The organism is Microbulbifer sp. THAF38 (assembly GCF_009363535.1).
Classification (GTDB): Bacteria; Pseudomonadota; Gammaproteobacteria; order Pseudomonadales; family Cellvibrionaceae; genus Microbulbifer.
On the sequence record NZ_CP045369.1, the window covers coordinates 1,345,163 to 1,370,000 of the forward strand.

Consider the following 24,838-nt stretch of genomic DNA (forward strand, 5'->3'; position numbering starts at 1 on the left):
TCATATCCTGCTTTTAGAGATTTTTACCGCCACAACGGCTATCCAGGTGCCAGAGATCGAAAGCCGGCTCTTCATAGGGATGCGCCTGGTAAAGGGCCTCAAGGGCCGCATCTACAGACTCATCGGCACACACCATCTCAACCCGATATTCCTCTACTTGCTCTACCTGACCGGATTCGCCAATAAATGGCTGGCTACCCTCTAATGGACGAAACTGGCCAACACCCAAAACCTGCCAGCAACAACTGTCGTAATCTCCAATTCTGCCGGCTCCGGCGTCAAACAGGGCTTGTTTCACAACTTCCAGATGCGTTGCGGGTATATAGATGCAGAGCTTATGCATTCCGATTATTCACTTTTTAAAGGTGGGTAAAGCAAAGGGGCCGTCAGGGCCCCTTTGCAGTGCAATACGATTGAAACGCTTTAGAACAACAACGTCATCAGTTTGCGCTGATATTGGGTGGCGATAGGGTCGCCGGCACCCAAGCTTTTCACGATATCGAGAAATGCCTGCTTGGCCGCACCATCGGCAAAATTCATATCCTTGCGCAGGATATCCAGCAACAGCTCCAAGGCTTCCTGATGACGGTTAGCCTGGCTGTACTGCACCGCCAGCTTATAGGCAGAATCGTAATCTTGTGGGTTTTGCTCCAAGGCTTTTTGCAGCGCCTGTATTTCCGGTGTATCCGCCGCCTTTTGCTTCAATTCCAACTGAGCCATTAAGCGCTGGTATTCCGCATCCTGATCCGCCAGAAGGATTTTACCGAGCACCGTTTCCGCTTCTTGTGCGCGGTTTTGATCGAGTAATAACGCCGCCAACTGCTTGGCGATATCCACCCGCTCGGAGGACTCGGTATACGCCTGGCGCAACAACGGCAGGGCTTCATCCACTTTACCCTCGCCGATCAGGGCTTGGGCCTGCTGCAGTTTGATATCCCAGGGTTTTGGCAGATATTTATCGAGCATTTCGCGGATCTGGCTTTCCGGCTGCGCCCCGGCAAAGCCATCCACCGGCTGCCCCTCTTTAAGCAGCATGACTGTGGGTAGGCTGCGCACCCCCAGCTGGCCGGCGATCATCTGCTCGGTGTCGGCATTCACTTTGGCCAGGAGAAACTGACCCGCGTATTCATTCGCGAGCTTTTCCAAAACCGGCATTAACTGTTTGCACGGTTCGCACCAATCGGCCCAAAAATCCACCAGGACCGGGCGATTCATGGATTCTTCGATGAGTACCTGCTGGGCGTTTTCTGCCGTTACATCGACAATAAAATCGTTCACAAACTCTCCTGAGTAATGTCTTGCTATTCTGCTGTTGTTCTAGCGATAGAGGGAATCCGTGCCGTAAGCCAGCTCAAGGGATTCCCGCTCAACTTTGCGCAGCCCCTTTACCACCAGGCCATAGGAGCGATCCGCCATCCGCTCAATTTCATAATCCGGCACTGTGCCATCGAGCAATACAGTATTCCAGTGCTTCTTGTTCATATGGTAACCCGGTAACACACCGGGAAATATATCCCGCAGGGCCTGGGCCTCATCGGGATCGCACTTCAAATTGGTGGCATCTACTTCGCGATAGCGGCTGAGAGTGGCGAACATACGCCCCTTGATCTTGTACACCGCAACCTCTGGACCAAAAGGGAAATCTTCGATCACTTCGGGCCGGGCGAGTAGATAGCTTCTCAGTTCCGCTCTTTGCATCATTGGGTCCTACCAATCCAGCGAGGAGGGTAAGCGCGGCGAAGACAACAGCTTAGCGAAGCGCTGCCAGCGCTCTTCTGCGCTGTTGGTATCCCGCTCCACATAATCCGCCACCAACTTCTTGCCCCAGTTGTAATTGATCACATAGGCACCGTAGGCGTCGACAAAATCTTTGCGCTGTTTTGCCTTAGCCGGGCTCATCAGAGTGTATTTTTCAAATAGTGCCGCCACTTGATCAGCGGCAATTTCACCATCGATATACTGGCGCGCAATTTCATTGCCGGCAAAACTGAGCTTATCCACCAGAGCCATCACCCGGTCATATTTCTGCGCACTTTGCGGGTCCAGTCCAGCGAGGGGATAGAGTACTTCCATCTCGAAGCGAGTTTTCTCCTCTCCGGGGAAGGCCAAATCGATACCGTAGTTGGCACTGCCCTCGGCAATCAGAGATTGGGGGCTGAACAGCGGGTATACGCTGTATTCCACCCAGCCGCGCTCTTTGACCAGAGTCTGCTCCAACAGAGCGTTATAAGTGTGATGGCCCGGGTAGCCCTCATGGCAGCCCAGGTCGATAGCGCGATCAATGGTGATCGGCAAACCGCGATTCACCTGTATCAGGCTATGCGCACCCCCTTGATACCAGTTGTAACCGCTCCAGGGTTTGTCACTGACATACTCCAGGGCAAAATTTTCATCCTGCGGCAACGGGATATACTGCTTGGTACGCAGGCGACACTCTGCAATCGCCGCATCAAAAACCCCCTGGAGCTTATCCGCAGGAATTTCATACTGCTGGCGAAACGCCTGCACTCGCGCACTCAGAGGCTCCTCTCCGGGCAACAGTTCATTCAACTCCTGCAAAAGCAGGTCGAAACTGGAGAAATCCTGCCTGGGGGGCTCGGTGTCATAGAGTTCGCGGGCTTCTTTGGCAAAGTTGCGCTCGCTTTCGCCAGCAAGGCTGCGGGCGTGTGCCACTAGTGCAGCCAACTGAGTTCGCAGGTAGTGCAGGCGCAGACCGTCAGGGGAACCATCCGCCGCGCCCTCCCCGGGTAGCTGAGCGATCAGGGCGCTACCGCGTTTGGCAATATCCGCCGGGCTGGCCTGGCTCTGCTCCGCCTGCGCTCGCCACTGCACCGGGCCATAATAGGCATCGACATAACTCTTGTCGTGATTACCCAATTCCAGCACCAGGGCAACATAGTCCCTGGCCACAGTGTCCATCGCCATACCCCCTTTCCCTTTATCTGCGGCATTTGCGGCCGATACCGCCTCGACACCTGTCCCTTTCTGCAACTTTGGCTCCTGGGATGATTTACCCTCACAGGCTGCAAGGAATAATGGTGCGGCCAGTATAGGCAGCAGGCGCGCCGCCTTTACCACTCGTTTCATTATTGTTTCTCTTAGAGTTGATTTCTTATTTCTTAATTTACCGGGCTGGCAACTTAGGGAGACCAGGCCCCCCAAAAAATGGTGGGGCCTGCCGGGTAAGAGCCTCAGCTCTGGCGACCGGGGTTCTCCTGGGTGGCGTTACCTCCCTTCTCGGTGCTCTCCGGCTGGTCCCCGCTATCCTCCCCTTGCTCGACGTCCTCATCATCTGCCTGGGCATCAAACTCCTCAGAAACCGGCGCAGCGCGCAGTACCAGGAAGCCAGCGATACCGGCAATTACGGACGCAATCAAAATGCCCGCCTTGGCCTGAATCAGCAGGTCACCCTCGCCGCTAAAGGCCAGCTCGGAGATAAAGATCGACATGGTAAAACCGATACCGCCGAGCAGTGCCACACCGACAATGTGCTGGAAACTGGCCAGCTTGGGCAACTTGCCCAAGCCCAATTTCCAACCGATCCAGGTGGCGCCCACAATCCCAATGAGTTTACCGAACACCAGGCCAGCGATAACCCCGAGGGTCACAGGATTGAACACTGCAGCGGAGCTGGTAAAGCTGTCGAAAGGAATTCCCGCATTGGCCAGGGCAAAGATCGGGATTACCAGGAAGCCCACGGGAATGTGCAGGCGGGTTTCCATACGCTGCAAGGGAGATTGCGCCAGGTTTACACCATTGCCTAACGCCATAACCCGCGCGCGCAGGGCATCGTTGGCAATAATTTTGTCACCGGGGCGAAAACAGCGGTCGAAACTGCGGATGATATCTTTTACAAAAGTACTAAAGGCCACCGGATCGTATTTAGGTTTGGCCGGCAGCGCCATGGCGGTAATGACACCCGCGATGGTGGCATGTACCCCAGCCAGATAAAACTCATACCACAACAGAATTCCCACGAACACATAAGCGGGGGAGTTGCGCACACCTGCGGCCTTAAGCAACCACATAATCACGATCAGACAACCCGCAGCGATAAGCGCCGCCACATTGACCTGTTCGGTGTACCAGATGGCTATTACCAGGATGGCACCCAGGTCGTCCACAATCGCCAGCGCAACCAGAAAAGTTACCACGGCACGGGGAACCCGGTTGCCCAGTAGCGCAATACAACCCACAGCAAAAGCGATATCCGTCGCCATGGGAATGCCCCAGCCACGCTCCGCCTCGCCACCGGCATTAAAAGCCGCATATATCAATGCCGGCACCACCATGCCGCCGATAGCCGCCATCACCGGGAGAACCGCCTGACGTAAATCGGACAACTCCCCCACCATAAATTCGCGTTTTAATTCCAATCCCACCAGGAAAAAGAAGATCGCCATCAAGCCATCATTAATCCAATGGTGCAGAGATAAAGAAAACTCCCAATCCCCTGCATTTAAGCTAATGGGCATATGTAGTAGGTGCTTATAGGCATCTTCCAGAGGGGAATTTGCGATAATCAACGCCGCCAGTGCGGAGAGCATGAGTAAAATGCCACTGCTGCTTTGTCGATGGATAAACTCTTCGAAAGGTGTCACCAGGCGCCCAAATGCCTCTTCTAAAGGCGCCTCAAAAACCTTTCCTTTGCGAATCTTGAACTTGTTCAGAACGCTTTTTGCCATCGACAAACATCCTCTTTCCTAAAGATTAGCCCTACTAGATGCGGGGCCACACTTCTACCTATGGGAGCCAGAGGTTAGCATGGCCACTGTATTCTTAACCATATTGACAGGACCCAGTAGCAAAACATGACCCGATTGGACCAACTGCTTGTACAGAGAAAACTCGTCAATTCCCGCACCCACGCCAAGAAGCTGGTCGATGCCGGCCGGGTCATGCTATCGGAAGGCGGCCCCATGGAACCGGCGCGCAAAGCCAGCCAGTCTGTCAGAGAGGACTGCAGCCTGGAGGTCACAACACTGCCCGAAGACCAATATGTTTCCCGCGCCGGCCTAAAACTCGCCGCAATTCTCGACCAAACGGGTTTAAACCCTCATGGCTGGCATGCCCTGGATGTGGGTTGCTCTACCGGTGGCTTTAGTGACTGCCTGTTACAGAGAGGTGCTACTTCCGTAGTGGGGGTGGATGTTGGGCGGGACCAACTTGCTAAGAAGTTACTGGACGATCCACGCATGCACCTGTTTGAGGGAGTTAATGCACGCCATTTAGAAGCATCACACCTTTCTCCCTACGCAGATAACGGCTTTGATGCCATCGTTATGGATGTATCCTTTATTTCTCAAACACTGATACTCCCGCAACTACCATCCCTACTGAAACCCAAAGGCCAATTGTTAACCCTGGTAAAGCCACAGTTTGAAGTGGGACCTGAGGGCATTGGTAAAGGAGGGTTGGTGCGTGACGAAAAGCTCTATCCCCAGGTACGAGAAAAGATTACAGCTTTATGTGATGAACTAGGCCTTGAGGTGAAAAAATATATTGATAGCCCGATTAAAGGTGGGGACGGCAACCGGGAGTTTTTACTCTGGGCTGTTCAGAAAAACAATCATTGAGAATACAGAGAAATCAAGAGAGCAAAACATATAGTCCAGGTTTTCATAACCGAGCTCTACACCTAGCTCTACTTTCTCTAAATTTACACACACCGCTGGGCTCTTAAATAGAAGGGGCCCAGATAATCAAAGAAAACAAACAGAGACATAAACATTTTACATAGTAAGAAATTATCTATTCAAAGCTATCATCCTTTCCTTAATAAAAAGTAATTTTTTCTATCACAAACACTCAATAAGCACGTCATAACCGGCCCTTATCCTGCGCACAGCCAATGACAATCAGGATAAGACCTAATGAAAAAACTACTTTTGTTGTGTGTATTCTCTACCACATTACAAGCCGCGCCACTCACCAATTTTCAGATCATAGATGGTGATACAGTTCACGGTTATATTGGAAGTGAGTACACAGAGATACGCCTACAATGTATTGATGCACCGGAAACCTATCCTAGCACTCAATCCCATGGGCCAGAATCAACGCAAACATTGATCGACTTATTGTCATATGGCCCAGTAGATTTTCAATCAACAGGGAGGGACCAATATGGCAGGGAAACAGGCTATCTTTTCGTCAACGGCTATAACATCAACCAGGAAATGGTTGCACGGGGAGCCGCCTGGAATTACGCCTACTACTGCGGAAACAAGTTTGAACTTGAGCAGGATATTGCCTACTACTCTAATCTAGGGCTTTGGGAGGATTCTGCCCCAAAGGACCCCTATTGCTTCCGCAAAAATCTGGATCGAGATTTCTGCTACTACAACCCAGAAAACAATTTTGTTCTTGATGACTAATTATCAATCCAACTCTCATACTGAACAATCCCCAAGTAATCAATAAGCTATATAAATAAAACAACACACTTGGAATCGTAAAAGGCACGGATGCCGATTAAAAGTCTAAAGTGAGATAATTATATCCAAAGCCATTATCAAGCCTACTAAACTTCAAAACTGGAATGGCTTTTACGGGGCTGACCAATTCAGCTTTACTTATTTGAAACTTAAACAGATCACCATGCAATATTCTCGTGCAAAACCTATGCAAAATTGATAGTTTATCATTTAACAATTAGCCCTCCCCAAGGAATGGGAACATAGAATGGTTTCTGTTGAGTTTTTAATAACTTCTCTGATTGTAGTTTTGATTCCAGGTACAGGCGTTTTATATACCGTTGCTACTGGGCTCTTTGTGGGTAAGCGGGCCAGCCTTTATGCCGCACTTGGTTGCACCCTTGGCATTATTCCAGCGCTACTGGCCAGTGCATTTGGTCTCGCCGCCATCTTTCATACCAGCGCACTTGCTTTTCAGATCATAAAGTATGCTGGCTCTGCCTATTTACTCTATCTCGCCTGGCAAATGTGGAAATCATCCACCTTTCTATCTGCAAATGAGCAAAAGACCAAGAAAAAAATTACTGACATTGTCTTAAAAGGGTTCCTGCTAAACATTTTAAACCCTAAACTCTCAATCTTCTTTCTTGCATTCTTGCCGCAATTCATTCCGGCTACAGCCAATAGTGCTCTAACTTACATGCTGGTCCTAGGCACCATGTTTATGCTAATGACTTTCGTAGTATTTATAGTATACGGTTTAATGTCAGGTCTTTTCAGCAAGTTTATAACAAGCTCTAAAAGAGCAAGCATCAACATGCAGAAATTTTTTGCCAGCAGCTTTGCCGCGCTCGGCTTAAAACTGGCGTTTAGTGAGCGGTTATAAATTTACTCATGTCACTAACTGTGACAGAGGTGGAGAGCATGCGACTTAATTTGAAATTTGAACACCAGCCTGACAGCAGAATCCCAGGAGCCATGAAACTTAAAAACATATTCCAAGTAAACAGGTATAAACCGAGTTAGTATATTTTTGAGAGTTAGCCATATTAGAACTTCTACAGTGAGCTCTGGAAACCTCAATAATAGCTACCACACATCTATTTAACAAAGGTCACCATCAGCCATTATCAAAGCAGTTTACTGCTAGCTATAGCAGTACTCTCCAGAGTAATTAGAAAGCCAATTTGGTAACTACCGGCAACTTTTATACAAGCTACTTAATCAGGTGCATACCCTCTGTATTTGGGCTACTCAATTCAAAACCAAATTTTTTATATAATTCAGGGACATCGGCCATGATGGTAATATAAGCAGAGGGAAGCGCCTCACGATCCAAGTAAGACATAATGTGTTCCATCACAATTCTTCCCAACCCCTGACCTTGATAAGTTGGGTATGTAGTGGTCAACTATTTCCGGACAGTAAGTTAAGTTTTTCTTTCGCTTTTGCAGGCGGTAATCCGTCATTGTGTTGGTGGGGACGCTCCCAGTTGTAGTAAGTCATCAAGTAATGACTGATATTCGGCTTGCTTCTGTGATAGAGGTGTAACCGAGAGAAGGTATCCATTCACTTTTCAGACTCCGAAACAGTCTTTCCATTGGCGCATTATCTCAGTAATTTCCACGCCGACTCATGCTCTGGGCCATTCGGTAAGACTAAAGCCTTTGGTGAAACTGATGAGTGGTATACTGTCTGCTTTAACCCAAGTGGAAAATAGCTCTAGTAGGCTTTCCTCGCTGCTCCCAGGACATTTCCAGCGCTTTTTTAGTTGATATTGTATCTGGTTGCCCTAAAAGGGCTCGCCTAACGATACGGCGAGCATGTAAATCTATAAGCGGTATAGGTTTCCTACCTTACCCCTGGGATCTAAAATTGTTGGGGTGGAGTTAGTCCAATAAGATCATTAAAGGTGGTTGAGAATTTAGGATGGTTTTTTTTATATCCACTTAAATATAGTGTTTTTGTTAGAGAAGTCTTGATTGAAGGCGGATTCGAAGGGGCACTTTTTCCAGGCTCCGAAAGTAGGTGCAGGAAAGCTGCTATATTTGTACCCTCTGTGATTGCCGAGAAGATTTAACGTAATCTCTTTCCGATTTATGTCATGAATGGGCAAGTGAAAGGTATCCAAATGTAATGCTCCTCAGTAGTGGTTAAATATTTGTTCTTATTATTGCAAGTAGAGTTTCAATAGAATCATGGTTGAGTATTCGGCCTGCGTGTATTGATGTGGTCACATTCGTATGTGGGCCAGCATAGAAAGAATGATCTGTTTTCCAGAATCTGGTTAGCTATTTAAATAGGAAGATTGAATGTCACATTGGGTTTATCTCTCCATGGCGATTGTTGCTGAAGTCGTGGGTACGTCATTTCTAAAAAACTCAGATGGGTTCTCTAAGGTTATTCCATCGATAATAGTGGTCATATCTTATGGTATTGCATTTTATTTGCTCTCTATTTCATTGAAGACCATTCCAGTTGGTGTCGCGTATGCAGTGTGGTCTGGGGTAGGTGTTGCGCTAATTACTCTGGTCGGCTTTGTTTTCTTTGGGCAAAGGCTTGATTGGGGAGCGGCTTTAGGTATAGCTCTTATCGTCTTGGGGGTTATAGTAATAAATCTATTTTCCCGGAGTGTGAGTGGTGGTTAAATACAAAATGGGGTTGGCAATTTTGGCCGTCGTGGGGTATGGGTTAGACAAGCCCTTCTATGAGAAAAATTGAGAACACATGTGAGTGATTCAAGAAACTATTGGATAGCTATGGTTTATCAGCTGAGCTAATTTTCAGGCTGGCTCGACAGTGTAACTTCTCTGTTGCAAAGCAATCATTTTTTCGAATGGCTCCAGTAATCTTAAATAAATATCACTTTGCTCGAGCAGTTGCATTGCAGTGGCGATACTCTCAATGGTTGATAGGCCATCAGCAATAGAGGTCTTGCGGATTTTGTAATTTGATTCCAGACCACCAGTAAGGTTGATTCGTGGAAGTTTTTGCAACAAAGGGTTTAGGTGGAGAATTCTTTTTGATTTCTTCCAGGTAGCATCGATCACGATTAGCTGTTTGATGGTTGCTTGCCTGTTGCTGGATTTTTCCCTTAAATGACGATTCTCATCGAGTTCGGTACTGTCAGGTAGCCATTCCAGTGAAGGGTAAAGTAGTGCTGAAGAGTCACTGAGCAGGGTATCTAACTGGTACTTAGATAACGTTTCAGCAACCATCAGCTCGCTGTTACTCAGGCATAGGTGTGTCATGCGTCCGGTATTGAATGGGTGCTTCTTCTCTTGCGGGTGCTGTATGATCACCACTCTTATGGTACTGGCAAGGCTCACCAGGGCGCTGCAATAGCAAACTTTGGGTGGACGCAAACAGGTATTACAGGTTTCTCTGGGCATTTTTGACTACTGGGTACAGGCAGATTTATGGGGATCACACAGCCTTCTTATAGGGTTCAGTGGCTGGCAGATATTGAGATTCCACTGGCAAACAAATTCTATCGCATGCATGGATTTCGTGGCAAAGCCAAACGTCACGAGGATTGTGCCGTAGTGCGTAGCGAGCGTGGTGAGGTAGTTGGCTGTGGATACTTGCGCAGATATAAAACCTTTAAACTGCTGGCGGGAGTTGCGGTGGCCCCGGAGCATCAAGGGCAGGGTGTTGCTCGACTGTTGTTAACACTGCTAGGTGAGCGCTTTGGTGGTGATACCTATACATTTCCCTATGCCCACTTAGAGTCTTTTTATTTGTCATTGGGCTTTGAGCGGGTTGATTTAGAAGCGCTGGCTACACCCGTTGCCGAACTGTACCAAAGTTACTTGGATCAGGGGCGTTCAATTTTGGCAATGGTCTATCGATAATTGGATCAATAGATATTTGTTTTTATCCTATTGGGTATCCCTAGGATTATTGAGTTGCAGTATGCCGTCTGAATGAAACTAAAATTTTTTACGGCCAGGTAATAAACGGGGCACCAGCCCAAAGCGATACTCCATTCATTTAGTTAACATTGATCTCCCAGATGGAATATCAGTACATTGTGCTGCGCTGCGTACAGTCAATTTTTAAGTAGCGGTAGTTGCCGTCTACACTGATTGAGTCTCGGCGTTCGCCAGCACTTAATCCAGAAAAGGGTTGGATTGTGCTCCAGTTATTGCCATTGGTACTGCCAAGTAAGGTTTAGGCGGTGGCATTTGGGGTTTCCCAGTCGATAGTTACTGAGCTGATAGCCTGCTGTGTGCCAAGATCATAGGCTAAGCTGACTCTATCCGGGCCGTGAGCACTCTCCCAGCGGGTATTTGTATTGTGGTCATTGGCATTGGTGATGGGCTGAATTTCATTGATAGCGGTGATGATAGCTTAGGCATTCAGGTCTTTATTGCCGGGTTCATCATCGTTACTGGAGCCATCTTCACTGTTATCTTATCCACTTGAATTATCGTTGTTATGGGTATTGCCACCAGGATCGCCTTCGCTGTCGCTGCCTCCAGATAATTAGATATTGCCGATTTTGATATCACTGACTTCTCCATCTAGCTCCAAGAGCCGAAATAGTTGGATTACGTTAGACATATCTACTTCATCACTGAAATCACTTAGAGGGATAGATATTTGATGCCACTGGCCATCTCGTTATAGACCAAAAGTATCACCGTTGATTTGAATGTTTATTGTTTTTTATCTGATAGCTTAATTAGTTACCGGCTGGGAAACCTAGCAAAACAGAAATTCCAAATAAAAGCCCCTAGAGCCTTTCTGTCGTAATTGGGATTCGCCCTGTCCCAGAGAAAAGAAAAAGGTTTGTATTTGCGAAATTTTGTAGAAATAACGGTTTTTCTGTTGGTTCTTCTTGATTGGGGTTGGGGTTGGGGTTGGGGTTGGGGTTGGAGAAGATAGGTCTAGAAAATATATACTTATTGTTTTAGGCGGTTCTAGCTTGTTACAGTGCTAGGGCTTAACAAGTTCTCGTTAACGATGGGCGACAATGAAATAGATGAATATTCATCTATTTCATTGTTAAGTGAGTCACTACTTGGACGCTATATGCTCAGAAACAGAGCTTGGCTTTTCTTATCCTTTAATTACCGTGTGCCTGGGGCCCTTTTCGGTGGGCGGGGGCCGCAGGGTTTGCATTTTCCTTTAGGATGCTTATGTCGCCCATGATGTGGGCGGCATTTTCGGGGTGGGCGCTGGCAGTTGACCTCTGTAGTTCCACTGGAAAAATAGATGTCATCGATTTCAATAGCGTCGATATTTCCTTCAACTCCTAGTAGTTCGAAGAGTTGAATCACGTTAGTCATATCAACTTCATCGCTGAAATCGTTGATGGGGATGGATACCTGATGCCATTGACCATCACGGATGAAGTCGTAGGGATCAGAGCTGCTGTTAAATTCGATCCATTTTTGTTCAACATCATTGATGCTGCCACTTTTCATACCAATCTTGAAGGGGGTATCGCTATTGGTTTTGAGGGCAAAATTTAGTGTGGCGGTATCGTTGTCGAAAGCGGACAGGTCGTAGTAGCTATCGGCGGTAAATGCCATGCCAAACCAACCAGCTCCAGAGGACTGGTAGGAAAGGGACTTTTCTCCCTCGAATGGGGATTGAGGAGCTTCCACCAGTGTGCTTTCCCACACATATAGATTGCCGTCGGTACCCAGTTCAAAAGTGGAATCGCTCTCGGCAGTTTCGCTGTATAGGGAAAAGATGCCAGCGGGGATGGTCTTTGTTTCTCCCTCACTGAAGTAAATGTCATCAATGGCCAGGGTGAAGTCCTCTGCAGGTGCGCCACCACGAATCATTAGGGCCTGACTAATGGTGTGAAAATCCACCGCATATTTGCTGAGCGGAATACTAACCTGGTGCCATTCACCATCGCGCTTTAACCCATAAGCTTCACCGTCATCGACCAAATCAACCCAGGTATCGCTACCGCTGCCAGTACTGGCAATGCCAATACCGATGGTTTCGGTGCTGGTGGTCTTGATACGTAGGTTTAGGTGGCCATTTTGGTAGCGCATCATGTTCAGGTCGTAGTGCATCCAAAAGCCCATGCCAAACCAGTCGCCGGCACCAATATTGAATTCCAGTGCTTCACTGTCCTCAAGGCTTGCAATGGACTCCATATTGTTCCAAACATAGAGCTCGGTATCGGTCCCGAGTTCTAGAGATTCGGTGATATTCTCATTGTCACCGTATATACCGAGGTTGCCGGTTTTTGCGCTGTCTTTGGCCAGGGTGATTTCAGTGCTGTAATTGCTGTCGTCATTATCATAAATACGGACATAGTCCACATACATTTTGGCGGGCATCGGCGCAGTGATTTCTTCATTGGTGAAAATCTGAGGAAAAATGCCTCCCACAGCGAGATTGAGGATCAGGAAGTGTTCTTGGCGAAATTCGTCGAACGCGGGATCCTCACTCCCAATACTGATTATCTCATTGGCTTCATCGTCTACCCACATCGTAATACTGTCGGGAGTCCAGGTCATGCCGAAGATATGATAGTCCTCGGTTAAGTCGCTGCTGGAACCAAAATCTTCAATAAGGTTTTTGCTTTGGCCGTAGTCCGCCTGCCCGGTGTAGTCATCGGATTCGTGATGCCAATGGAAAGCGCCAGAGATAGCTGAATTTACACTGCCGCTATTAAGTGCCTCCGCCATACCGGCTTCGAGGATGTCCAGCTCACCACAGGCGGGCCAACCGGCCTGCCCATAGTTATTACCGAGCTGCCAAAAAGCTGGCCAGAGGCCGGCATTGAGGTCGGGTAGTTTGATTCGGGCTTCTATTGAGCCGTATTTATAAGAGAGTCGGCCTAATGTTTTTAGGCGAGCAGATGTAAAACTGCCGTCACTGTTACGCAGGGCTTGAATCACCAGATTGCCATCTTCTATAAAGGCGTTATCACTATTATCAGTGTAATTTTGCAGTTCATTATTGCCCCAACCCCAGCTACCTACATCGCAGGTCCAGATAGACTTATCAATACTGTCATTATCGAAATTATCCTCCCAGATTAAGGTTTTTGCGTTGGTTAATGGAGATGCACAGATCCCAAGAATGGCCAGTGCCATCGCTGACTGTTTAACTAGCATAATTTGTTTTCTTTGTTGGTTTTTATAAGGAATGCCGTTTTAATAATATTGTTGTTTGGCGTTTTGTTATCGCAGTGAGTGCCGTTGATTTAATGAAGAAATATTTTTTGGTTGTGTTTTATTGGCACCGATCAAAGCCTAACAAATAACCGATTGTGCTGGGGTGACAGCTCTACCCCTTTATCGTGAGGTCGGTCCTACTTGCCGCATACGAGTGATGGGAAAATTTTTAGTCAGCTGCGGGGTTGTTTCTATTGAAGTTTTCAGGAAGAGTCTTAGAGATAGACTTTAATGCCATAAAAGCCAAATTGCTGTGAGAATTAAATATCTATATAGGAGGCTTTTTCCTTTGGTTTGATTGAGTGGCCTGTACTTTAAACTAGTTTTTTAAATCCATTTCTATTCTGACTGTAATTGTTGTAACTACACTGTCGCTTCTGGGATCTTATTATCTTTATTCCGTCCATGAAAAAGTTGATATTCTATGTGCCATGGCCTGGCGCTGGAAAATTATAAGCTGGATAGTAGGGCCGCCTTCTACCGCATATCATCCGGTGATATTTACGTCGCCCTGGCGGATGGTTACCGAGAGAGATAAATAACGGGAAGAAAAATGGTTGATCATGGCGAGATAACGATGTTGGCTCAGAAGCTTGGCGAGGAGCTGGGAAAGCGCCACTGGTTTGCGACTTCTGCGGAGTCTTGCACCGGTGGCGCGATTGCAGCGGCGATAACCACCATTTCCGGCGCGTCCAATTGGTTTGACGGCTCTATCGTCAGCTATGCCGATCGTATCAAGCACAGTGTGTTGGGGGTGGACGTTAAGGACTTGAAGCAGTTTGGTGCGGTCAGTGAGCCAGTTGCCCGGCAGATGGCCTGTGGGGTGCTGGCTATGATGGATGCCAACCTTTCTGTGGCAGTAAGCGGTATTGCGGGGCCCAATGGAGGCACTGAAGAAAAGCCGGTGGGGACTGTGTGGATTGCCTGGGCCCATGCGGAAGGGCAGGAGCCAGTTCAGATTGATGCCCGCTGTTTCCACTTTCAAGGGGATCGCGCCACCGTGCAGGCTCAAGCGGTGGTGGAGGCTATCAAGGGTATGCTGGCAATTCTGGATGACCACCCCGTTTAGGGCGTGCTATCTAGGAGGGCATTCTTGGAGGGCATCGGGTCTGTTTCTCTTTGCGGCAGCGGGATTGCGTCGGCTTGAGGGCTGCGACTCTATGCTGGGAAGAATGGTACTGGTTGTCCCGGAATTACTGGTTGCCTATACAGTAATCCTTCGATAAGCTTGCCTCCACTCAACACAGCTCAGAAATACGGGAATGGTCATGGATTCCAATAAAGACAAGGCATTGAAGGCGGCGCTGTCGCAGATCGAACGCCAGTTTGGCAAGGGCACAGTGATGCGCATGGGGGATAAAGAGCGCGAGCGCATCCCCGCAATCTCTACTGGCTCCCTCGGCCTGGATGTGGCGCTCGGTATAGGCGGCCTGCCACGCGGTCGTATCGTCGAGATCTATGGCCCGGAGTCCTCTGGTAAAACCACCCTGACCCTACAAGTGATTGCCGAGGCTCAGCGCAAAGGCGGCACCTGTGCTTTCGTTGATGCGGAGCATGCCCTGGATCCGATTTATGCCGAGAAGCTGGGCGTAAATGTGGATGAGCTAATCGTCTCCCAGCCCGATACCGGTGAGCAGGCCCTGGAAGTGGCGGATATGCTGGTGCGCTCCGGTGCTGTAGATGTATTGGTTGTGGACTCTGTAGCGGCCTTGACCCCGCGCGCTGAGATTGAGGGTGAGATGGGTGATTCCCATGTTGGCCTGCAGGCCCGCCTGATGTCCCAGGCGCTGCGCAAGCTGACGGGCAATATTAAGAACACCAACACCCTGGCGATCTTTATTAACCAGATTCGTATGAAGATCGGTGTGATGTTTGGTTCTCCGGAGACCACCACTGGCGGTAATGCCCTCAAGTTTTACTCTTCTGTGCGCCTGGACATCCGTCGTATCGGCTCGGTGAAGGATGGCGATGAAGTGGTGGGTAACGAGACCCGTGTGAAGGTGGTGAAGAACAAGGTGGCTCCACCCTTCAAGCAGACCGAATTCCAGATTATGTACGGCGAAGGCATCAATATGATTGGTGAAATCGTCGATTATGGTGTGAAGTTGGGCTTGGTTGACAAGGCTGGCGCCTGGTATAGCTACAAGGGCGACAAGATTGGTCAGGGCAAGGCTAATGCCACCAAGTTCCTGCGTGAAAACCCTGATATCCGCAACGAGATTGAAGGCCAGCTGCGCGCTCAACTGTTAGGTGACCTAGTGCCGGCCAGCCCCGCAGAAGCTGTGGAACTGCCGGAAGAGTAAGTGTCTTTTTCCTCAAAAGCGGCTTTCACCGCTGACCCGGCTCAAGCGCTTTTCGGCGCGGCGCTTGAGCTGCTCACCCGCCGCGAGCACTCCCGTCTCGAGCTGAGGCAGAAGCTGGTGGGCAAGTTCCCCGATGCCGATTTCGATGCGCTATTCGAGCGCCTGCAAGAACTCAACTATCAGTCTGATCAGCGATTCGCCGAAGTTTTTGCCCGCTCTCGTGTTCAGCGTGGCCAGGGGCCCCTGCGTATCCGCCAGGAATTGCAGCAGCGCGGTATTTCCGCTGGGCTGTTATCCCAGGCGCTGGAGCAGTTGGAGGTGGATTGGTTTGCCTTGGCGCTTGAGCAGCTGCAGCGTAAATACCGATCGCCGATTGATTTGGCGTTGCCGCGTGAGCAGCAGATGAAAGAGCGCGCACGCCGCCAGCGCTACCTGGCTTACCGCGGTTTCCCTTCCGATGCCATCGGTTGGGCGCTGGACGAAGAGTAACCACGCTTATACTCTCATGCTTGCTTGGAGTGCGGAAGCTATGCTTCCCAGCCGGGCTACAGGGTAGTGAGAGAAAAAATAATAAGCGTGAGAGACTTTATGATCCTGTCCATTGATCAGGGCACTACGGGCACCACGGCCTTTATTTTTGATAGTGGTGGAGCCCTGGTGGGCCGCAGCTATTCAGAGATTCCCAATTACTATCCAGAGCCTGGATGGGTCGAACAGGATGCCGAGGAAATCTGGCCGGTCACCCAGCGTGTTTGTGCCGCGGCCCTGCAACGTGCCGGGATTCGCGCGTCCGATATAAAGGCGGTGGGTATCACCAACCAGAGGGAGACTACGATCCTGTGGGACCGGCGCACGGGTGAGCCGGTACATAAGGCGATTGTCTGGCAGTGTCGGCGCTCGGCGGACATTTGTGCGCAGTTTGCCGCCGAAGGGAAATCCGAATGGCTGCGCCAGCGCAGCGGACTGCTGCTGGACGCTTACTTTTCTGCCAGCAAACTATTGTGGCTGTTTCGCGAGCAGCCGGAATTGCAGACGCGTGCCCGCAGGGGGGATCTGTGTTTTGGCACGGTAGACAGTTGGTTAATCTGGCAAATGAGCGGTGCCCGCGCGCACTTGACCGATCACACGAACGCAAGTCGCACCTTGCTATACAACTTGGAGCAAAAGCGCTGGGACCCGGAATTGCTGGCGCTGTTCGAATGCCCCGAATCCATTCTGCCTGAGATCAGGCCATCCGCAGGGCACTTTGCCGATACAGACCCCGCGGCCTTTGCCGGAATTAGTGCGCCCATTTGTGGGGTGGCCGGTGACCAGCAGGCGGCCCTGTTTGGCCAGGGGTGCACCAATCCTGGAGATATCAAAAATACCTATGGCACAGGCTGTTTTATGCTGGCCTATGCCGGTGATAAGCGGCCCGACCCGCCCCGTGGCCTGCTTGCCACCATCGCCTGTGATATCCATGGCTCACCGGCCTATGCGGTCGAGGGGTCGGTTTTCACCGCGGGCTCTGCAATACAGTGGCTGCGGGATGAAATGGGGCTGATTCAACAAGCTGTCGATACCGAAATTATCGCGCAGAGCATTCCCAATACCCGCGGTGTGTATTTAGTGCCGGCGTTTAGTGGTTTGGGTGCCCCGCACTGGGACTCATCGGCGCGGGGTACCCTATGTGGGTTGAGCCGGGGCGCGGGACGCGCAGAAGTGGTCCGTGCCACCCTCGAATCTATTGCCTACCAGAGTGATGAGCTGGCGCGGCTTATGGAGGAGGCCCTGGGGGTCGATATCACTCATATGCGTGTCGATGGCGGGGCCAGTGCAAACAATTTCCTGATGCAGTTTCAGTCCGATATTTCCGACCTGCGTGTAGAGCGCCCCAAACAGATAGAGTCCACGGCGATTGGGGCGGCGTTATTGGCGGGAATTGGCAGTGATCTCTGGCACTTTCACCGGTTACCCGAGTGTTTGCAGGAGATTGAACGGGATTTTCTGCCGGGGATGCCCGCAACAAAAAGGGCGTCTTTGCTGGCGGGTTGGCAGCGAGCGGTTGCGGCTTGTAAAGCTTTTTGATCGAAGCGGCTATCCTTGACTGGGTTTAGGCACATGGAGGTGCTCTATGACGATTCGAGATGAGTTGCAGGCAACAATAGATTCCCTGGTCGATGGCCGGCGCGGGATTCTGGCCGCAGATGAGAGCAGCGGAACTATCGCCAAGCGCTTCTCTGCGGTAGGGGTGGAGTCGACTGAAACAAACCGCCGAGATTACCGTGCGGCCTTGTTGGCGAGTGAGGGGCTGGGAGACTTTGTTTGTGGAGTGATTCTGTTTGAAGAAACACTCGGCCAAAGTGATCGTGGTGGTACCCCTCTGCCGAAGGTGGCGGCCGTACAGGGTATTTTGCCGGGAATCAAAGTCGATAAAGGCAAGGGGCCGTTACCGGGCGCAGCGGGAGATATGATCACCTATGGGCTCGATGGGCTTATTGAGCGTTTGCGTGAATACAAGGCGCAAGGGGCACGATTTGCCAAGTGGCGGGAAGTCTATCCGGTGACACCCCATAACCCCACAGAATTGGGGCTCACAGCCAATGCGGAAATGCTGGCTCGCTACGCGGCTGCCTGTCAGTCCGAGGGCCTGGTACCGATTGTTGAGCCGGAAGTACTTATGGATGGTAATCACAATCTCGAACGCTCCGCTGCTGTCAATGAGCAGGTTTGGCACAGCGTTTTCCATGCCCTGTATCGTCATGGTGTCATCTTGGAGTTGATGCTGCTAAAGCCGAGCATGGTTACTCCCGGATCGGAATTGCCTAAAGTTGAGCCGCAGGAAGTCGCTGAGCATACCTTGCGCAGCCTGCGGCGCTGTGTGCCCGCCGCAGTGCCCAGTATCAATTTTCTCTCAGGTGGTCAGGGGCCAGAAGAGGCTACAGAAAACCTTAACGCACTCAATCAGCTTAACAATGCCCCTTGGCAGTTGAGCTTCTCCTATGGGCGGGCGCTCCAGCAGCCAGCGCTAACGGTCTGGAGTGGTCAGGTGGAGAACATCGAAGCGGCACAAAGGGCGCTGGTCAAGCGGGCGTGTATGAATCACCTGGCTATGTTGGGCAAGTACCGCGATAGCCTTGAAGGTGAGGGCTAGGGGCAAGTTAATCGAGATAAAACAATAAAGAGTTGGGAGTGACCATGGAATTTGTAACAAGGAATGTCATTCTGCATTACCGTCGTTGGTGGGTTGAGGGTGCACAGGGGGTTGTAGTGATTTCCCATGGGTTGGGAGAGCACAGTGGTCGCTACAGTGCCTTGGCGGCGCATCTCAATCGGGCCGGCTTCAGCGTTTATGTGCCGGATCATTACGGTCACGGTATGTCGGAAGGGAAGCGGGGCCACATAGAGGATTTTTCCCTCTATTGTGAGGATCTCTATGAATTCATCTGCCTGGTCAAAAGTGGTAATCCCAGTACAAGGTTGCATCTGCTAGGGCATAGTATGGGGGCTGTGGTCGCCTGTGGTAGCGCCATTCGCTATGGTGCAGTAGACAGTATCATCCTGTCTGCGCCGGGATTCCGGGGAGCTAAAGAGCCATCGGGTTTGGAATTGAAGCTGGTGTTAATGCTGGCAAAACTGTTCCCGGGGTTGGTACTTTCCAGCAGGCTTGATAGCCAGTGGTTGAGTCGGGATACGTCGGTGGTTGAAGCCTACCGCGAGGATGAGTTGGTGCATCGCGGAGTTTCCCTGCGCTGGTTTGAGACCTTTTTGCGTGAGCGGGAATTTATTTCCGCCAATCTGGAGCGATTGTTGGTGCCCTGTCTAATGCTGCTGCCAGAATCCGATCGGCTCGTGGATGTGGCGGTCAGCCGTGAGTGGTTTGAGCGGATGGGGTCGATTCGTAAAATGTTGCACTGCTTTCCAGAGGCCTATCACGAGCTTTTTAACGAGGTGGAAGAGGGGCGCCTGGCGCGGGACTTGCTGTGTGGGCACTTGAAATCCTACGCCCCACAAGTGGGCCCTGTCACCTCTGGATAAAAATAAGCGGGTGCCAACCCCGGAGACTCGAAGCCGTGGCGAATGCCGTGAAAAACCCTATGAAGCATTGTATGATACGCGGTCATTTTTGCCCCCTGCTTGTCATGTCAGGGGGAAATCGTGGGGTGGAACATGGATAAGAAGTTACTGAGCCTGTTAGTGTGTCCGGTGAGCAAGGCGCCGCTTGAGTACCGTGAGGAGACCCAGGAGCTGGTGTGTAAAGCCAGTGGTCTGGCCTATCCAATAAAGGATGGCATTCCGGTAATGCTGGAATCTGAGGCGCGTCAGCTGACTGCTGAGGAAAAGCTGGAAAAATAAACCAATGGGTGAACCCAGCGTTTTCAGTCGAATAATCTCGGGCGAAATAGCAAACGAGAAAATCTACGAGGACGATCTTTGTGTCGTTATTGAGGACCGGGCGCCACAAGCCCCGACCCATCTCCTCATTATTCCGCGTAAACCCCTGGTTAACTTGTCCGACGCCAAAAGCGATGACAAGGCCCTGCTCGGCCACCTGATGTGGGTAGCCGCTGAACTCGGGCGAAAGCTGGCGCTAGAGGGATTTCGACTTGTGGTCAACAATGGTCGAAGCGCGGGACAGACCGTATTTCACCTGCATGTTCATCTGCTGGCTCAACAATTAATGCCCGAACAGGGGCTCGCACAGTAGCGGAACAGACGAGACACCGCGTCATCGGTGTCATTCAATAACTCTCAACTAACGAAGTGGAATTACGCCGGATGAAAAGCGCACAGATTCGCGACGCCTTTCTGAATTACTTTGCCGAACAGGGCCATACCCTGGTGCCGTCTAGCTCTCTGGTGCCGGGCAATGATCCAACCCTGTTGTTCACCAACGCCGGCATGGTGCAATTCAAGGATACCTTTCTCGGTCAGGAGTCGCGCCCCTATAAGCGCGCGGCGAGTTCTCAGCGCTGTGTGCGCGCGGGTGGTAAACATAATGACCTGGAAAACGTAGGTTATACCGCGCGTCACCACACTTTCTTCGAGATGTTGGGTAATTTCAGCTTTGGCGATTATTTCAAACGCGACGCCATCCGTTTTGCCTGGGACTTCCTCACCAAAGTGCTGAATCTGCCCGAAGAGCGCCTATGGGTAACCGTGCATATTAGCGATGATGAGGCCGCCGATATCTGGCAAAAGGAAGTGGGAGTCAGCCCGGAGCGTTTCTCCCGCCTCGACGAGGATAATTTCTGGCAAATGGGGGATACCGGCCCCTGTGGTCCAAGCTCAGAAATTTTCTATGACCACGGTGAAGATGTCCCCGGTGGTCCTCCCGGCTCCGACAACGATGATCTCGATCGCTATATCGAGATTTGGAACCTGGTATTTATGCAGTACGAGCGCACTGCGGACGGCGAGCTGCATCCACTGCCCAAGCCCTCCGTCGATACCGGCATGGGTCTGGAGCGTATCGCCGCTGTTATGCAGGGTGTGCATTCAAATTATGAAATCGATCTATTCCAGGCGCTGTTGCGAGCGGCCAGTGAAATTGTTGGCTGCGACAATCTGGAAGAAAAATCCCTGCGGGTAATTGCCGACCATATCCGCTCTTGTTCCTTCTTGATCGCCGATGGCGTTATGCCTTCCAATGAAGGCCGTGGCTTTGTGTTGCGCCGTATTATTCGCCGGGCAGTACGTCACGGGCACAAGTTGGGCCACCAGGAAGTATTCTTCTACAAACTGGTAAGTGCCCTAGTAGATCAGATGGGGGAGGCCTATCCAGAACTGCGCGAGAAGCAGTCGTTAATAGAGCAGGCCCTTCGTAAAGAGGAAGAGCAATTCGCCAAGACCTTAGACAAGGGCATGGCCTTGCTGGAAAGCGCATTGAGCTCTCTCGAAGGCAGTGAAGTGCCCGGCGAGCTGGTATTTACTTTGCACGATACCTACGGCTTTCCTACAGACCTGACCCAGGATATCGCCCGCGAGCGCGGTCTGTCCCTGGATATGGCGGGTTATGAAGCTGCTATGGAAGCCCAGCGTGAGCGGGCACGTGCCGCCGGTAAATTTAAGCAGGATTACACCGAAGCTCTGGATCTGCAGGGCAGTACGGAATTTCTCGGTTACGAAACGACTGAAGCCGAAGGCAGCGTGGTTGCCATCGTTAAAGGTGGTGAGCAGGTTCAGCATCTGGAAGAAGGTGAAGACGGTGTGGTAATTCTTGATCGCACACCGTTTTATGCCGAATCAGGCGGTCAGGTTGGCGATAGTGGCTATCTAAAGGCCACATCGGGCCGTTTTGAGGTGCGCGACTGCAACAAGCAGGGCGGCCATCATTTGCATACCGGTAAATTGCTGCAGGGAACTATTGCTGTTGGGGAGCAGCTCACTGCGGAGGTGTCTGCAGATGTGCGTCAGGCAACGGCTTTAAATCACTCCGCGACTCACCTGCTACACGCCGCTCTTCGCAGAGTGCTCGGCGAACATGTAACTCAGAAAGGTTCACTGGTTGACTCAGAGCGCTTGCGTTTTGACTTCTCCCACCCGGAAGCGGTCACCGCCAAGCAGTTGCACGCGATTGAATCCCTGGTAAATGCACAGATTCGCGCCAATACACCGGTCGATACTTGTGAGACAGATATTGAATCGGCCAAAGAAATGGGCGCCATGGCACTGTTTGGTGAAAAGTATGGCGATACAGTGCGCGTCCTTTCCATGGGGGCTGCAGAAGGTGTTGCTTTCTCCGTAGAGCTGTGTGGCGGTACCCACGTGAAACGCACCGGCGATATTGGTCTTTTGCGTATTGTCAGTGAGAGCGGGATCGCTTCTGGGCAGCGCCGTATCGAGGCCGTTACTGGTGCTCATGCATTGGCTCAGTTTGATCGTGCCGAGCAGCGGATCGAACATGTCGCGGCACTTCTCAAGGCGCGTCCAGACACACTTGCGGATAAGGTGGAGCAGTTACTGCTCAATAATCGCAAATTGGAAAAGGAAATTGCGCAGCTAAAAACCAAGCTGGCCAGTGGTGCCGGAGGTGATCTCAGTGCCCAGGCGATCGAAATTGCGGGCTTTAAACTGTTAGCTGCTTCTATCGATGGAGCCGATTCCAAATCTTTGCGTGATCTGGCCGACCAGATGAAAAATAAACTGGGTAGTGGCGTCGTATTGTTGGCGGCACCGGGCGAAGAGAAGGTTGCCCTTGTTGCAGCGGTTACTAAAGACCTCACCGACCGCCTGTCAGCGGGTGATTTGATGCGCTTTGCCGCGGGCAAGATTGGTGGTAAAGGCGGCGGCCGCAGCGATATGGCGCAGGGAGGAGGGACCGACGCATCGGCTCTGCCAGGCATGTTGCAGGAAGTGCCTGAATGGGTGGAGAACTCCCTCAAAAGCTGATTTTGGTCAAATTGGCGCCATAAATAGCGTGTGAAGTTGATTTCGCCGAAGTTTGGTGATTAAGTGCGCGCCTGCACGATTTCGAGCGGTGCGCGGACTTGGCCTGGAGCTAAGGAAACACAGAAAGTTATGAGTTTGTTCGTGCAGAAATATGGCGGCACTTCCGTGGGCTCTATTGAGCGTATCGAAGCTGTCGCCGACAAGGTAGCCGCCTTTCGTGCAAAGGGGCACGGTATGGTTGTCGTGCTTTCCGCAATGAGCGGAGAGACCAACCGCCTGATTGATCTAGCCTACCAGATTCAGGAAAAACCCGACCCTCGCGAACTCGATGTACTGGTATCCACTGGTGAGCAGGTCACTATTGCGCTGTTGAGCATGGCCCTGAAAAAGCGCGGCTACGATGCCTGCTCCTATACTGGCGGGCAAGTCAAAATCCTCACGGATAATGCCCATACCAAGGCTCGTATTCAGCGTATTGATGTCGAGCGTATGCGCACGGACCTGGATAGCGGCAAAGTGGTTGTGGTCGCCGGTTTCCAGGGGGTGGATGACAACGGAAATATCACCACTCTCGGGCGCGGCGGTTCAGATACCACGGGTGTAGCGCTTGCTGCTGCGCTTGATGCCACGGAATGCCAAATTTATACGGATGTTGATGGGGTCTATACCACCGACCCGCGTGTGGTGGATAGTGCGCGCCGTATGGATCGGATTACTTTTGAGGAAATGCTGGAAATGGCCAGTCTTGGCTCTAAGGTCCTGCAAATCCGTGCCGTGGAGTTCGCTGGCAAATACAAGGTTCCTTTGCGCGTGCTCTCGACTTTTGAAGAGGGTGAAGGAACCCTGATAAGCCTGGATGAGGAAGATAACGAGATGGAGCAACCTGTCGTATCCGGCATCGCATTCAACCGTGATGAGGCCAAGTTAACGATCCGTGGTGTCCCGGACACTCCCGGTGTTGCCTGCCGTATTTTGGCACCTGTTGGCAAAGAAAACATCGAAGTAGATGTCATCGTACAGAACATCAGTGCGGTTGATGGAACCACCGATTTTACTTTCACAGTGCATCGCAACGATTTAGGTAAGGCTCGCGAAGTATTAGAGCGTGTCTCAGCGGAACTTGGTGCGCGTGAGGTGATCACAGACGACAAGATTGCCAAGGTTTCTATTGTCGGCGTGGGAATGCGCTCCCATGCAAATGTGGCCAGTCGTATGTTTAGTGCGCTGGGTGAAGACAATATCAACATTCAGATGATCACCACTTCCGAAATCAAGATTTCGGTGATTATTGATGAGCGCTATCTCGAGCTGGCAGTGCGCGCTTTGCACAGTGAGTTTGAACTCTCCAAGTGAGAGAGATGAAAGAACGCTATAACCGGAGTTAAGGCAAAGAGAGCCTTCCCATTTCGATTCAGTTGTTTGGCATTGCATCCAACCTGTTGAGATTTCGTTCGACTGGTCAATACTGAAGAGTGTGATGGGTAGTTTTTGACCTTGCGTGTACCGCCACCCGGTTATGATGACCAAATAAGAGCAGCTTTGGGAAAGTGCAGGCTGCTCTTTATCACAGGATGATCAAGGAGAAGTAGGTAATGTT

General features: G+C 50.8%; 26 protein-coding genes and 1 pseudogene (1 of these 27 only partly in view). 16 read left to right on the top strand and 11 right to left on the bottom strand.

Annotated features, from left to right (window positions below):
- Nucleotides 1-13: 13 nt before the first annotated feature.
- The 5 genes from FIU95_RS05690 to nhaA all read right to left on the bottom strand — a co-directional run bounded on the left by FIU95_RS05690 (nucleotide 14) and on the right by nhaA (nucleotide 4,685).
- Nucleotides 14-343: a YqfO family protein gene (locus tag FIU95_RS05690; protein WP_152452332.1), complete on the bottom strand. Its 330-nt coding sequence runs from the start codon at nucleotides 341-343 to the stop codon at nucleotides 14-16.
- Nucleotides 344-423: 80 nt separating this feature from the next.
- Nucleotides 424-1,278 (bottom strand): thioredoxin, encoded by an 855-nt coding sequence (gene trxA / locus FIU95_RS05695; protein WP_152452334.1) that lies wholly within the window; start codon nucleotides 1,276-1,278, stop codon nucleotides 424-426.
- 39 nt (nucleotides 1,279-1,317) lie between these two features.
- Complete coding sequence (locus tag FIU95_RS05700) at nucleotides 1,318-1,698, bottom strand: MmcQ/YjbR family DNA-binding protein (RefSeq protein ID WP_172975482.1); 381 nt, start codon at nucleotides 1,696-1,698, stop codon at nucleotides 1,318-1,320.
- A gap of 9 nt (nucleotides 1,699-1,707) precedes the next feature.
- Entirely contained in the window at nucleotides 1,708-3,087 is a 1,380-nt protein-coding gene (locus tag FIU95_RS05705; RefSeq protein WP_152452336.1) for a hypothetical protein, read from the bottom strand.
- Nucleotides 3,088-3,191: 104 nt separating this feature from the next.
- Nucleotides 3,192-4,685: a Na+/H+ antiporter NhaA gene (gene nhaA / locus FIU95_RS05710; RefSeq protein WP_253868884.1), complete on the bottom strand. Its 1,494-nt coding sequence runs from the start codon at nucleotides 4,683-4,685 to the stop codon at nucleotides 3,192-3,194.
- 126 nt (nucleotides 4,686-4,811) lie between these two features.
- On the opposite strand from nhaA, the gene FIU95_RS05715 reads away from it, so the two are divergent.
- The 3 genes from FIU95_RS05715 (at nucleotide 4,812) to FIU95_RS05725 (ending at nucleotide 7,302) form a co-directional block, all read left to right on the top strand.
- The gene (locus FIU95_RS05715; RefSeq protein WP_152452338.1) at nucleotides 4,812-5,576 is read left to right on the top strand and encodes a TlyA family RNA methyltransferase; all 765 of its coding nucleotides are present in this window, start codon (nucleotides 4,812-4,814) and stop codon (nucleotides 5,574-5,576) included.
- Nucleotides 5,577-5,873: 297 nt separating this feature from the next.
- Nucleotides 5,874-6,377: a thermonuclease family protein gene (locus FIU95_RS05720; RefSeq protein ID WP_152452340.1), complete on the top strand. Its 504-nt coding sequence runs from the start codon at nucleotides 5,874-5,876 to the stop codon at nucleotides 6,375-6,377.
- A 307-nt stretch (nucleotides 6,378-6,684) separates the two neighbouring features.
- Complete coding sequence (locus FIU95_RS05725) at nucleotides 6,685-7,302, top strand: LysE family translocator (protein WP_152452342.1); 618 nt, start codon at nucleotides 6,685-6,687, stop codon at nucleotides 7,300-7,302.
- 330 nt (nucleotides 7,303-7,632) lie between these two features.
- Here the strand turns inward: FIU95_RS05725 and FIU95_RS05730 are convergent, their stop codons facing one another.
- Both FIU95_RS05730 and FIU95_RS21415 read right to left on the bottom strand, forming a co-directional pair.
- Nucleotides 7,633-7,827 carry a GNAT family N-acetyltransferase gene (locus FIU95_RS05730; protein WP_256366408.1) on the bottom strand — a complete coding sequence of 65 codons (195 nt, stop codon included), beginning with the start codon at nucleotides 7,825-7,827 and terminating at the stop codon, nucleotides 7,633-7,635.
- Nucleotides 7,824-8,254 (bottom strand): annotated as a pseudogene (locus FIU95_RS21415) (integrase core domain-containing protein); the annotation flags it as partial. The pseudogene FIU95_RS21415 and the gene FIU95_RS05730, both read right to left, overlap by 4 nt.
- A gap of 474 nt (nucleotides 8,255-8,728) precedes the next feature.
- On the opposite strand from FIU95_RS21415, the gene FIU95_RS05735 reads away from it, so the two are divergent.
- Nucleotides 8,729-9,064 carry a multidrug efflux SMR transporter gene (locus FIU95_RS05735; protein WP_152452344.1) on the top strand — a complete coding sequence of 112 codons (336 nt, stop codon included), beginning with the start codon at nucleotides 8,729-8,731 and terminating at the stop codon, nucleotides 9,062-9,064.
- 135 nt (nucleotides 9,065-9,199) lie between these two features.
- Here FIU95_RS05735 and FIU95_RS05740 read toward each other — a convergent pair whose 3' ends face one another.
- Nucleotides 9,200-9,808, bottom strand: a complete 609-nt coding sequence (locus FIU95_RS05740) for a tRNA-uridine aminocarboxypropyltransferase (protein ID WP_152452346.1) — start codon at nucleotides 9,806-9,808, stop codon at nucleotides 9,200-9,202.
- A gap of 27 nt (nucleotides 9,809-9,835) precedes the next feature.
- Here FIU95_RS05740 and FIU95_RS05745 point away from each other — a divergent pair, with 27 nt between their 5' ends.
- Nucleotides 9,836-10,270, top strand: a complete 435-nt coding sequence (locus FIU95_RS05745) for a GNAT family N-acetyltransferase (RefSeq protein WP_152452348.1) — start codon at nucleotides 9,836-9,838, stop codon at nucleotides 10,268-10,270.
- A 319-nt stretch (nucleotides 10,271-10,589) separates the two neighbouring features.
- Here the strand turns inward: FIU95_RS05745 and FIU95_RS21675 are convergent, their stop codons facing one another.
- From FIU95_RS21675 to FIU95_RS05750, 3 genes are all read right to left on the bottom strand, one after another.
- Nucleotides 10,590-10,766, bottom strand: a complete 177-nt coding sequence (locus FIU95_RS21675; protein WP_371416963.1) for a hypothetical protein — start codon at nucleotides 10,764-10,766, stop codon at nucleotides 10,590-10,592.
- A gap of 11 nt (nucleotides 10,767-10,777) precedes the next feature.
- Nucleotides 10,778-10,942 carry a hypothetical protein gene (locus FIU95_RS21095; RefSeq protein ID WP_172975329.1) on the bottom strand — a complete coding sequence of 55 codons (165 nt, stop codon included), beginning with the start codon at nucleotides 10,940-10,942 and terminating at the stop codon, nucleotides 10,778-10,780.
- 549 nt (nucleotides 10,943-11,491) lie between these two features.
- Nucleotides 11,492-13,507, bottom strand: coding sequence for a family 16 glycosylhydrolase (locus FIU95_RS05750; RefSeq protein ID WP_152452350.1), 2,016 nt, complete (start codon nucleotides 13,505-13,507; stop codon nucleotides 11,492-11,494).
- A 613-nt stretch (nucleotides 13,508-14,120) separates the two neighbouring features.
- On the opposite strand from FIU95_RS05750, the gene FIU95_RS05755 reads away from it, so the two are divergent.
- The 11 genes from FIU95_RS05755 to csrA all read left to right on the top strand — a co-directional run.
- Nucleotides 14,121-14,636: a CinA family protein gene (locus tag FIU95_RS05755; protein WP_152452352.1), complete on the top strand. Its 516-nt coding sequence runs from the start codon at nucleotides 14,121-14,123 to the stop codon at nucleotides 14,634-14,636.
- 199 nt (nucleotides 14,637-14,835) lie between these two features.
- Nucleotides 14,836-15,870 (top strand): recombinase RecA, encoded by a 1,035-nt coding sequence (gene recA / locus FIU95_RS05760; RefSeq protein ID WP_152452354.1) that lies wholly within the window; start codon nucleotides 14,836-14,838, stop codon nucleotides 15,868-15,870.
- Nucleotides 15,871-16,359 (top strand): regulatory protein RecX, encoded by a 489-nt coding sequence (locus FIU95_RS05765; RefSeq protein WP_152452356.1) that lies wholly within the window; start codon nucleotides 15,871-15,873, stop codon nucleotides 16,357-16,359.
- Nucleotides 16,360-16,458: 99 nt separating this feature from the next.
- Complete coding sequence (glpK, locus tag FIU95_RS05770) at nucleotides 16,459-17,937, top strand: glycerol kinase GlpK (RefSeq protein WP_152452358.1); 1,479 nt, start codon at nucleotides 16,459-16,461, stop codon at nucleotides 17,935-17,937.
- Nucleotides 17,938-17,983: 46 nt separating this feature from the next.
- Nucleotides 17,984-19,003, top strand: coding sequence for a class I fructose-bisphosphate aldolase (locus tag FIU95_RS05775; protein ID WP_152452360.1), 1,020 nt, complete (start codon nucleotides 17,984-17,986; stop codon nucleotides 19,001-19,003).
- Nucleotides 19,004-19,047: 44 nt separating this feature from the next.
- Nucleotides 19,048-19,887: an alpha/beta hydrolase gene (locus tag FIU95_RS05780; protein WP_152452362.1), complete on the top strand. Its 840-nt coding sequence runs from the start codon at nucleotides 19,048-19,050 to the stop codon at nucleotides 19,885-19,887.
- A 132-nt stretch (nucleotides 19,888-20,019) separates the two neighbouring features.
- Nucleotides 20,020-20,205 carry a Trm112 family protein gene (locus tag FIU95_RS05785; protein ID WP_152452364.1) on the top strand — a complete coding sequence of 62 codons (186 nt, stop codon included), beginning with the start codon at nucleotides 20,020-20,022 and terminating at the stop codon, nucleotides 20,203-20,205.
- Nucleotides 20,206-20,209: 4 nt separating this feature from the next.
- On the top strand, nucleotides 20,210-20,557 hold the full coding sequence (locus FIU95_RS05790; protein ID WP_152452366.1) for a histidine triad nucleotide-binding protein: 348 nt from the start codon (nucleotides 20,210-20,212) through the stop codon (nucleotides 20,555-20,557).
- Between the two features lie 71 nt (nucleotides 20,558-20,628).
- Nucleotides 20,629-23,241, top strand: a complete 2,613-nt coding sequence (gene alaS / locus FIU95_RS05795) for an alanine--tRNA ligase (RefSeq protein WP_152452368.1) — start codon at nucleotides 20,629-20,631, stop codon at nucleotides 23,239-23,241.
- Nucleotides 23,242-23,370: 129 nt separating this feature from the next.
- A complete protein-coding gene (locus FIU95_RS05800; RefSeq protein WP_152452370.1) occupies nucleotides 23,371-24,594 on the top strand; it encodes an aspartate kinase in 1,224 nt (407 codons plus the stop codon).
- Between the two features lie 239 nt (nucleotides 24,595-24,833).
- Nucleotides 24,834-24,838 carry the start of a carbon storage regulator CsrA gene (gene csrA / locus FIU95_RS05805; protein ID WP_091391203.1) on the top strand. Its footprint extends 190 nt past the window's final position, so 5 of the gene's 195 nt are visible here — the first part of the coding sequence; it begins with the start codon at nucleotides 24,834-24,836; its stop codon lies off the right edge, out of view.